Source organism: Halochromatium sp., from assembly GCF_054919635.1.
This window is the reverse complement of the sequence record NZ_JBUDPI010000123.1, coordinates 1-9,745: the sequence shown is the minus strand read 5'-3', so window position 1 is coordinate 9,745 and position 9,745 is coordinate 1. Positions and strand designations below refer to the sequence as shown.

Annotated in this window: 9 protein-coding genes and 1 pseudogene; 5 read left to right on the top strand and 5 right to left on the bottom strand. The window is 62.1% G+C overall.

The window, feature by feature from the left end:
• Nucleotides 1–237 precede the first annotated feature (237 nt).
• The 5 genes from ACY693_RS09385 to ACY693_RS09365 all read left to right on the top strand — a co-directional run bounded on the left by ACY693_RS09385 (nt 238) and on the right by ACY693_RS09365 (nt 5,236).
• Nucleotides 238–945, top strand: coding sequence for a YwaF family protein (locus tag ACY693_RS09385; protein WP_462321563.1), 708 nt, complete (start codon nt 238–240; stop codon nt 943–945).
• A gap of 309 nt (nt 946–1,254) precedes the next feature.
• Nucleotides 1,255–2,649, top strand: coding sequence for a tRNA (N6-isopentenyl adenosine(37)-C2)-methylthiotransferase MiaB (miaB, locus tag ACY693_RS09380; RefSeq protein WP_462321562.1), 1,395 nt, complete (start codon nt 1,255–1,257; stop codon nt 2,647–2,649).
• Nucleotides 2,650–2,714: 65 nt separating this feature from the next.
• Nucleotides 2,715–3,692: a PhoH family protein gene (locus tag ACY693_RS09375; protein ID WP_462321561.1), complete on the top strand. Its 978-nt coding sequence runs from the start codon at nt 2,715–2,717 to the stop codon at nt 3,690–3,692.
• Nucleotides 3,670–4,368 carry an rRNA maturation RNase YbeY gene (gene ybeY / locus ACY693_RS09370; RefSeq protein ID WP_462321560.1) on the top strand — a complete coding sequence of 233 codons (699 nt, stop codon included), beginning with the start codon at nt 3,670–3,672 and terminating at the stop codon, nt 4,366–4,368. Before ACY693_RS09375 ends, ybeY begins: the two co-directional genes overlap by 23 nt.
• A complete protein-coding gene (locus tag ACY693_RS09365; protein ID WP_462321559.1) occupies nt 4,346–5,236 on the top strand; it encodes an HlyC/CorC family transporter in 891 nt (296 codons plus the stop codon). Before ybeY ends, ACY693_RS09365 begins: the two co-directional genes overlap by 23 nt.
• Nucleotides 5,237–5,485: 249 nt before the next feature.
• Here ACY693_RS09365 and ACY693_RS09360 read toward each other — a convergent pair whose 3' ends face one another.
• The 5 genes and pseudogenes from ACY693_RS09360 to ACY693_RS09340 all read right to left on the bottom strand — a co-directional run.
• Nucleotides 5,486–6,376 carry a phosphoribulokinase gene (locus ACY693_RS09360; protein WP_462321558.1) on the bottom strand — a complete coding sequence of 297 codons (891 nt, stop codon included), beginning with the start codon at nt 6,374–6,376 and terminating at the stop codon, nt 5,486–5,488.
• A 174-nt stretch (nt 6,377–6,550) separates the two neighbouring features.
• Nucleotides 6,551–7,261 carry an electron transport complex subunit E gene (locus tag ACY693_RS09355; RefSeq protein ID WP_462321557.1) on the bottom strand — a complete coding sequence of 237 codons (711 nt, stop codon included), beginning with the start codon at nt 7,259–7,261 and terminating at the stop codon, nt 6,551–6,553.
• Nucleotides 7,261–8,079 carry an electron transport complex subunit RsxG gene (rsxG, locus tag ACY693_RS09350; protein WP_462321556.1) on the bottom strand — a complete coding sequence of 273 codons (819 nt, stop codon included), beginning with the start codon at nt 8,077–8,079 and terminating at the stop codon, nt 7,261–7,263. The genes ACY693_RS09355 and rsxG overlap by 1 nt, the downstream gene beginning before the upstream one ends.
• A 27-nt stretch (nt 8,080–8,106) precedes the next feature.
• Entirely contained in the window at nt 8,107–9,171 is a 1,065-nt protein-coding gene (gene rsxD / locus ACY693_RS09345) for an electron transport complex subunit RsxD (RefSeq protein ID WP_462321564.1), read from the bottom strand.
• 11 nt (nt 9,172–9,182) lie between these two features.
• Nucleotides 9,183–9,745, bottom strand: a pseudogene (locus ACY693_RS09340) (hypothetical protein); the annotation flags it as partial.

Genomic DNA, 9,745 nt, shown 5'->3' with positions numbered 1-9,745 from the left:
ATCGATGCCTTCTGGGAGATGGTCAACTGGGACTTCGCCGCGGCGAACCTTGAGCGCAAGGAGCCCTTTGACGTCTGAACCGCTGTATGGCGAGCTGACTTGGACGCTGTGTGAGAAACCGTATCGAGCTAGCTCTGGCCGGGCGCTGCCCAGTCCAACGCCACGCCCGACCATCGGCCGACCGGCGACAGCAACAGTCGTCGCAGCGGCTGGCCCAATGAGGCGCAACAGGCGCTCATGAGCAACGGCTTCGTCCTCTTCAGCAGCTCGCATCTCGCGGCGATCGGCCTGATCCTAGCAGCGTCACTGCTGCTGCCGATCGCCGTTCGCAGCCTGGCGCCATCACGGGCACGGTTGATCGGGCTGCTGTTGGCGCTGTTGCTGGTCTCCCAGGAGCTGGTGCAGCTGGTGCTTCTGTTCCAGCGCGATGGACTCACAGCACAGATGCTACCTCTGCATCTTTGCGCACTAGCGGTTTGGCTCACCGCTTGGGTCCTGATCACCGACAGTCCGCGCGTCTTCGAAGTGGTCTACTTCTGGGCACTCGGGGGCACCACCCAGGCCCTTGTGACACCGGACTTGGGACAAGGCTTCCCATCGGCTGAGTTCGTGCTGTTCTTCCTTGGCCACGGATTGGTGATCATCGGCGTGACCTACGCGCTCATCGTCTATCGGCTACGACCGGTTCCGGCCTCCTTGATCCGTGTTCCCTTGCTCACCCTTGGTGTCGCCGGCCTCGCCCTGGGAGTCAATACCGTCCTCGGAACCAACTTCATGTACCTGATGGAGAAGCCAGCAGGCACCTCCCTGCTAGATTGGTTCGGGCCCTGGCCCTGGTACTGGCTTGCGCTGATCGCGATCCTCGCGCTGACCATCCTCGTGCTCTATGCTCCCTTCTTCATTGCCGATCGGCTAAGGGCCTGGCGCCAACAGCGCAGCGGTTAGCCCAGAGCGCCCCTCCCATCGACAAGGTCAAGCGACCAGTGTACTCAAACAGCTGGCAGATCGACCCGCTGCCAATCCATCGCACTCGCGTACAATGCGCACGCTTGCCGAGCGGCACTCAATGCCGAGATGCGTTGATTCAACACCGCTTGACACCATGATTCACGATGATGACGATGCAGAACTGATCTGACCGCACCTGACTAGCGAGCGCAACGGTCCAGGCAACGCCCCGGCTGCCCTAGTATCGCTCTCGTCTCCCCCCAACGTCACCGAATCATCGATGAAGCCGAGGGCTCTTCCCCGCTGATGGCAAAAAAACTTTATATTCAAACCTATGGCTGTCAGATGAACGAGTATGACTCGTCGCGCATGGCCGATCTGTTGCATGAATCCCACGGTTTCGAGCGCACGAATCGGCCCGAGGAGGCCGATGTGCTGCTGCTCAACACCTGCTCGATTCGCGAGAAGGCGCAGGAGAAGGTCTTCTCTCAACTCGGGCGTTGGCGGCCGTGGAAGGATCGTCGGCCGGGTTTGATCATCGGCGTCGGCGGCTGTGTCGCCAGTCAAGAGGGGGACGCCATCCGCGAGCGCGCGCCCTACGTCGATCTGGTGTTTGGCCCGCAGACCTTGCATCGGCTGCCGACGATGCTCGATGCGGTCGATCAGCAGCATCAGCCACAGACGGATGTTAGCTTCCCAGAGATCGAGAAGTTCGATCGGCTACCCGAGCCGCGCGCCGATGGGCCGAGCGCCTTCGTCTCGATCATGGAGGGCTGCTCCAAATACTGCACCTACTGCGTGGTCCCCTATACGCGCGGCGAGGAGGTCAGCCGGCCCTTTGATGACGTTATCGCCGAAGTCGCAGGACTCGCCGAGCAGGGCGTGCGTGAGGTCAATCTGCTCGGGCAGAATGTCAACGCCTATCGCGGCCTGATGCACGATGGCGAGATCGCTGACCTGGCTTTGTTGATCCGCTATTGCGCCGCGGTCGACGGCATCGATCGTATCCGCTTCACCACCTCGCATCCGGTCGAGTTCTCCGATAGCCTCATCGAGGCCTATGCGGAGGTTCCGGAGCTGGTGAGCTTCCTGCACCTGCCAGTACAGAGCGGCTCAGACCGGATTCTGGCGCTGATGAAGCGCGGCCATACCGCGCTCGAGTACAAAGAAAAGGTCCGCCGACTGCGGCGGGCTCGCCCCGAGATCAGCATCTCATCTGACTTCATCGTCGGCTTCCCCGGTGAGACCGAGGTCGACTTCGAGGCGACGCTGCGTCTCGTCAAAGAGGTTGGCTTCGACCACTCCTTCAGCTTTATCTACAGTGCGCGCCCGGGTACCCCCGCCGCCGACTATGCCGACCTTGTCCCTGCGGAGATCAAGCAAGGGCGACTCGCGCGTCTGCAGCACCAGATCAATCAGCAGGCACAGCAGATCAGCAGGACGATGGTCGGAGAGGTCCACCGGGTGCTCGTCACCGGCCCTTCGCGCAAGGACCCAAGCCAGCTCGCCGGTCGAACCGAGAACAACCGGGTGGTCAACTTTAGAAGCCCCGAGACACTGATCGGCGGCTTTGCTGATCTGCTGATCACCGAGGCCCTGCCAAACTCGCTGCGTGGCGAGCTTCAGCAACAGGCGCCAGTTACCTCGGACAAAGCGATCGGATTCGCCGCTGAGACCGGCCTCGGCAGCGCCCAGCTCTAGGCCGTCATCTCATCTCAGCCGCTCATCCACCGAACGACCAGACCGATAGCCCTCGCCCGCAACCATTGACCCAATCGCCCACCATTATCGACCTCAGCCTTGCGCCAGAAGACAACGTGCGGCTGGCGAACCTCTGCGGACAGTTTGACTCCCATCTGCGCCTGATCGAGCGCCGCCTTGGCGTCGAGATCGCCAATCGCGGCATGAGCTTCCGTGTCATCGGCGAGCGGCAGGCGGCCGAGGCCAGCGCCCAGGTGATCGACGGACTCTATGCGGCGACCGCCGACGAGGTGCTCTCTCCTGAGCGCGTCCATCTGGAATTGGTTGAATCTGGCGCCGATAGCGTTGCCGCTGCTAGTGCCGAGGCCGTTCCTGAGGTGATCATCAAGACCAAGCGTGGACTGATCAAGCCACGCGGGGCGATGCAGCTCAGCTATATGCACGCGATCCTGCGCCACGACCTCAACTTCGGCGTTGGCCCCGCTGGCACAGGCAAGACCTATCTAGCCGTTGCCTGCGCTGTCGAGGCCCTTGAGACCGAGCGCGTGCGTCGGCTGCTGTTGGTTCGCCCAGCGGTCGAGGCCGGCGAGCGGCTCGGCTTCCTGCCCGGCGATCTGTCGCAAAAGATCGATCCCTATCTGCGCCCGCTCTACGACGCCCTATTCGAGATGCTTGGGTTCGAGAAGGTCAATAAACTGATCGAGCGCAACGTGATCGAGGTCGCACCACTGGCCTATATGCGCGGACGCACCCTCAATGAGGCCTTCATCATTCTGGATGAGGCCCAGAACACCACACCCGAGCAGATGAAGATGTTCCTGACCCGGATCGGCTTCGGCTCCACCGCTGTGGTCACTGGTGACGTGACCCAGGTCGATCTGCCGCGCGGACAGCCCTCGGGGCTGCGGCAGGCGGTCGAGATCCTGCGCTCAGTGGACGGCATCAGCTTCTCCTTCTTCAGTGCCCGCGATGTAGTGCGCCATGCCCTGGTGCAGCGGATCGTCAATGCCTACGACGCCCATGACCGCGACCAAGGCCTCTGAGCCGCCCGATGCGCCTAACGCGCCCGATGGGCCTAACAAGACAGCGACGTCGATGATGCCGACCGGGGAGTTGGCCGACGGGCTGGCCGACCAACGATGCGACCAGCCATCGGAGCGGCGCCCTGAGCGGTCGATCCGGATCGACCTGCAGCTCGGGCCTCTGGATGCCCAGCAGCGCGCCACAGTCCCCCCTGCTCCTGAGCTAGAGCGCTGGGCGTTAGCCGCACTTGGGCCCGAGCTCTCGCCGCGACATGCCCAGATCCACTGGCCGGCCGAGCTCACCATCCGCATCACCGATGACGCCGAGATCGCTGAGCTGAACCAGCAATACCGCAGCCGCTCGGGAGCAACCAATATCCTGTCGTTCCCCTTCGAGCCACCGCCAGGGATCGATCCGACAGAGCCTGCCTTCGCTGAGATGGGCGCACTGCTCGGCGATCTCGTGATCTGCGCCCCCCTGGTTCAGCGCGAGGCGGCCGAGCAAGGCAAGACCACCACCGCCCACTGGGCGCATCTGGTCGTGCACGGAGCCCTGCACCTGCTAGGCTTCGATCATCTCACAGACGCCGAGGCCGCGCCGATGGAGACGCTGGAGATTCGCATCCTCGGCGCGCTAGGATTCCCATCACCCTATGAGGTCAATGACGACGCCAATGGCGAGCGACGACGGATCTAGAAACGGCGCCCAAGCCAATCGCTGGCTGCAGCGCCTACGCTTACCTCGGCTCTTTAAGGGTTTTTCGCAACCTGAGCCCAAGACCAAGGAGCAGCTTGTCGCGCTCCTTCAGCAAGCCGAGCGCAAAGGTCTCCTCGACCGCGAAGGCCTCGGCATGATGGAAGCCGTGCTGCAGGTTGCAGACCTTCGGGTCGGTGACATCATGATTCCCCGTGCAGAGATGGTTTACATCCGCCGCGACGATCCCCTCGAGAGCATCCTCGCCACCGCCGTCGAGAGTGCCCATTCGCGCTTTCCTGTCACCGGCGACGACAAGGGTGAAGTGGTTGGCATCCTGCTCGCCAAGGATCTGCTGTCCTACTACTCCGAGACCAACCGCCGCCCGTTCAACATCCGTGACCATGTCCGCCCAGCGGTCTTCGTCCCAGAGAGCAAGCGGCTCAACGTGTTACTGAAGGAGTTTCGGGCGAGCCGCAATCACATGGCCATCGTCGTCGACGAGTATGGCTCCGCCGCCGGCGTCGTCACCATCGAGGACGTGTTGGAACAGATCGTCGGCGATATCGAAGACGAGCATGACTTCGACGAAGGTGCCTTCATCTACAAGCGCGGCAAGGGCGAATATACGGTCAAGGCGCGGACCTCGATCGAGGAATTCAATGAGTACTTCGGCACGGCGCTTGAGGGCGGCGATCTCGATACCGTCGGCGGGCTCGTGGTCCATGCCTTTGCCCATCTGCCAAAACGCGGCGAGCGTGTTGAGATCGACGGCTTTCGCTTCACCATCTTGCGGGCCGACAGTCGTCGCGTGCACCTACTGACGGTGCGTCCACCAGAGCGACGAGGCGAGTCGCCGGCTTCAGGCTAACGCGTGTGCTCTAAGTGCAGCGCACGCTCGACATCCGCTGACAACCTGCTAGCCGCCACGCTCAAGACAGGTCGTCTGGCTTATTCGGTGGACAAGACGGCGATGACGGCTATGCCCGTCGGGCCGATTTGCCCAAGCCGCAGGACAAGTGGCCATAAAAACCCAGTCTGCGGAGGCATGGCTGCCTCCGCATTGGTGCCCCTCCATTGGGTGCTTAAGCACGCCTCAATGCCTCATCTGGCGGCAGGACTAGACGTTACGCGCCGCCATCATCCGCTCGATAATGGGCTGCAGGATCACCTCCATTGCAAAGCCCATCTTGCCACCCGGCACGACAATGGTGTTGCGCCGGGACATGAACGAGTCCTTGATCATCGCCAGCAAGTATTTGAAATCCACATCGAACTTTTCCGGCTCCTTGAAGCGGATGATGACGAAGCTCTCGTCAGGGGTCGGGATATCTCGAGCAATGAATGGATCGGAGGTATCAACCGTTGGCACGCGCTGGAAGTTGATATCGGTGCGCGTGAACTGCGGCGTGATATGCCGGATGTAATCGGGCAGTCGACGCAGAATGGTGTCAACGATGGCCTCGGCCGAATAGCCACGCTCGGCATTGTCGCGATGGATCTTCTGAATCCACTCGAGGTTGACGATTGGCACCACGCCGATGCCGAGGTCCACATGTCGAGCGACATCCGCCTCGTCGGTCTTGGCTAGCCCATGCAGCCCTTCATAAAACAGCAGATCGGTGTTGCAAGGGATCTCTTCCCAAGGCGTAAACTCACCCGGTGAGAGGTTTGTACCGAGGCGCTCGTTGTGCTCAACCGCCTCTTCGTCGCTGTGGATGTAATAGCGCTTCTTGCCCGTACCAGAATCGCCGTAGCTGGCGAAGAGTTCGGCGATCAGATCGAAATGGTTGGCCTCGGGGCCAAAATGGCTCAGGTTGCGGTGCTCTTCGGCCGCCTTGGCCATCTCCGCCTTCATCTCCTTGCGATTGTAACGGTGGAAGCTATCGCCTTCGATCACCGCCGCGTTGATGCCGTCTCGATAAAAGATATGCTCGAAAGCGCGCTTTACTGTCGTGGTCCCTGCGCCAGACGAGCCGGTCACGGCAACAACTGGATGTTTCTTAGACATGCGTAAACTCCCCGTCTTTCTTGAAATGCTGCCAGAAGTCACTGCCGCACCGCAGTGCACCGCTTTGCCGACGTGACCAAAGGCCCGAAACTAGGTTAGCGGGCAAATATACCATCTCTGTGGCCGATCATTCGGCACCAAACCGACTTAAGGGCAGCGCAGGAGCACTAGAGGCTAGCTACCGACAGGGGTCACCTCAGCATCTGGCGACTGCTGAGACGCTTGGCGCCGCGTCTGCTGACGGCGGACTAGGGCCTTATCGATCAGGTTCTTCAGGGCGATCAAGAAGCCCAGACCGATGAAAGCACCGGGAGGCAAGATCGCGAGCAAGGCGCCTTGGAAGCCTTCACCGAGGGTCAGCCCGAAGCCCTCCGCAGCGGGTCCAAGTAGCAGCTCGGCCTGATAGAACAGGGTGCCTTGACCGAGCAGCTCGCGTATCCCGCCGAGCACCATCAGCACCAGCGTGAAGCCGATCCCCATCGCCAAGCCATCGACGATAGCGCGGTCCAGCCGTGCCTTGGAGGCAAAGGCTTCAGCGCGGCCGATGATGGCACAGTTGGTCACGATCAACGGGATGAAGAGCCCGAGCACGAGATAGAGCTCGAAGAATTGGGCCTGCATGGTCAGCTCGACCGCGGTCACGAACGAGGCAATGACCAGCACGAAGACCGGAAGCCGGACCTCGGGACGCACCAGATTGCGGATCAGCGAAATGGTCGCATTCGAGAGCACCAAGACGGTTGTCGTCGCCAGCCCCATCCCGAGGCCATTGGTTGCAGTGGTCGTGACAGCGAGCAGCGGACAGAGTCCGAGCATCGCGACCAGCGCCTGATTGTTGCTCCAGAGCCCTTCTTCGATCAACCCACCGTAGCCCTTCTCCGCCATCAGGAGGCCTCCGTGGTCGCATCAGTCAGCGGCTGGGTCGCGCTCATCACCTGCCCTCGATCCTCGACCCGGTCGAGCGTCGGCACTGAGCGCTGACCAGGCAGAACCTTGAGCGCCGCCGCCGGCTGCACCCCCATCGGGCCCTCGTTGGTTGGCATGTCAGCGGGCAATGGAGCTGACTCGGCCTTCATCTGACCGGCCGCGGGTCTCTCATAAAGCGAATCGCCGTGCTGCTGCACGAAGAGCAGGGTACCCTTGACCGCATGCACCACAGAGCGGGGCGTGATGGTCGCACCGGTGAACTGATCGAAGACGCCGCCGTCGCGCTTCACCGTCCATTTCTCGAGCGGTGGTTGACCAAGGGAGCGCCCATTGAACTGCTCGATGATCCAGTCATCCTTGCGCTCCTCGATCTTATCGCCGAGGCCGGGCGTCTCATGGTGCGAGATCACCCGCACGCCCCCCAAGGAGCCGTCACGCAGCACCGAGACCAAGAGCTTGATCGGCCCGGCATACCCGTCAGGGACAATCGGTTTCAGGATCAGGGCCACCGGCTCACCCTGGTCGCGCACCCGATAGACCTCCGTCACCGGGGAGCCGAGCAGCTTCGGGTCACTGACCTCGATGCGATCCTGCAGCGGATCATTGGACATGCGCCCTTCCGGCACAATGGCCTCCAACTTGGCCATCATCGCTTGGCGTTGGTTCTCGATGATCCGCGCATCGGTGAGCTCATGCGTCACCGCCACCAGGCCGACGCCCCCTACGGCGAAACTGCCCAAGATGAATGCGGCAATCAGGATGGGTGCCTTTTTCATGGTCATTGTCCGTCAACTGCTGTGTGCTCAGGCCTTCTTGCGCTCGCTGCGGCGATGTCCGAAGACCCGAGGCTGGGAATAATGATCGATCATCGGTGCGGCGATGTTCATCAACAAGACCGCGAAGGCGACAGCATCGGGATAGCCGCCCCAGGTGCGGATCACGAAGACGGTGACGCCAATCGCAGCACCATAGATCAGCTGACCTCGCCGAGTCGTGCAAGCCGAGACCGGATCGGTCGCGATAAAGAACGCGCCCAGGATGGCGGCACCCGAGAACAGATGGAATCCGGGGAATGGAAAATGCTGCGGATCGACGAGCCAAAATGCCGCTGCAGCCGCTAGCAGGCCGCCGAGCACCGCCACTGGGATGTGCCAGCTGATTACTCGCCGCCACAGCAGATAGAGACCGCCGAGCAGGAACCAGTTCCCGACCCACTCCCAGCCGCGACCGCCGAAATCCCCCCAAAGCGGGCTGCTGCCACGAATCTCATCGATCGTCTGCCCCTGATCGAGCAGCGTGCGCATCTCATCCAGTGGCGTCGCGGCACTCACGGCGTCCCAGGTCAGTCCTTCGGGCAGACTGCCGGTGAAGATCAGACGGGCTGAATCCAGAAACGAGAGCGTCGATAGATCGCGCGCCTCGAGAAGCGCTGGGATATCGGGCGGCAGCCAGCTCGTCGTCGCGACTGGATAGGAGATCAGCAAGAACACATAGCCAGCCATGGCCGGGTTGAATGGGTTGTAGCCGATGCCCCCATAGAGCTGTTTGACGATGACGATCGCGAACAGGATACCGAGCAGGGTCATCCACCAGGGCATGGTCGGCGGTATCGTCAGCGCGAATAGCAACGCGGTGACCACAGCGCTGTAGTCACCGATTGCTGGCAGCGCCGGACGCCCGCGCAGCTTCATCACCAGCGCCTCGGCGAGCACCGCAAACAGGGTCGCTAGCGCCATGTTGATGAGCACGCCCCAGCCAAAGAACCAGACCAGTGCTAGGGTCCCGGGCACCAGCGCCAGGCAGACCTGCAGCATGACCTGGTCAACACGGTTGACGCGCGCGCTATGCGGCGACGAGACAAAGGTCATAGCCACCGGCGTTACTCCTGCTCGGCCGCAACCGCTTCCCGCGGCTGGGCTTGTCTGGTCGCCGCGGACGCTTGTCCCTTCGGCTGGTCTGTCGATATATCGGTCGGCTGGCTGCTCGATTCAGCCATTGGGTCAGTGGTCGGCGCCTTCGACGAAGCAGGCTGGGCCAGCACGGTGCCATCGCTCTGGTCGACCGGGGCCGCAATGGCTTCTTGCTGACCGGCTACATCCTGATCAACGGGCTTGGCCGTTGCTTCAGCCTGCGCCACCGTCGCCTTCTTTTCCGCGGCACGACGGCGTGCCGCCTCAATCGCGGCCTGCTTGTCCGTCTTATCCGACGTCGACGCTGCTCCTTTGGCCGCGACGGCCTCCTTCTTCTTGCGCAGCTTGGCCTTGCGCTCACGCTCCTGCCGCTCCAGCCGCGCCTCACGCGCGGCATGACGCTCGCGTGCATGATCGGCGGCACGCTTCTCCTGCTCGCGCGCCCAGCTCTCGGTCTTGGCAAAGCGGTAGTACTGCACCAGCGGGATGTGCGACGGGCAGACATGGGCGCAGCAACCGCATTCAATGCAGT

Bases quoted from the DNA above. Each gene is read 5' to 3' on its own strand.
- ACY693_RS09355 (WP_462321557.1), bottom strand. From the start codon at position 7,261: ATGGCGGAGAAGGGCTACGGTGGGTTGATCGAAGAAGGGCTCTGGAGC.
- ybeY (WP_462321560.1), top strand. From the start codon at position 3,670: ATGACCGCGACCAAGGCCTCTGAGCCGCCCGATGCGCCTAACGCGCCC.
- ACY693_RS09385 (WP_462321563.1), top strand. From the start codon at position 238: ATGAGCAACGGCTTCGTCCTCTTCAGCAGCTCGCATCTCGCGGCGATC.
- rsxG (WP_462321556.1), bottom strand. From the start codon at position 8,079: ATGAAAAAGGCACCCATCCTGATTGCCGCATTCATCTTGGGCAGTTTC.
- ACY693_RS09360 (WP_462321558.1), bottom strand. From the start codon at position 6,376: ATGTCTAAGAAACATCCAGTTGTTGCCGTGACCGGCTCGTCTGGCGCA.
- rsxD (WP_462321564.1), bottom strand. From the start codon at position 9,171: ATGACCTTTGTCTCGTCGCCGCATAGCGCGCGCGTCAACCGTGTTGAC.
- miaB (WP_462321562.1), top strand. From the start codon at position 1,255: ATGGCAAAAAAACTTTATATTCAAACCTATGGCTGTCAGATGAACGAG.
- ACY693_RS09365 (WP_462321559.1), top strand. From the start codon at position 4,346: ATGGCGAGCGACGACGGATCTAGAAACGGCGCCCAAGCCAATCGCTGG.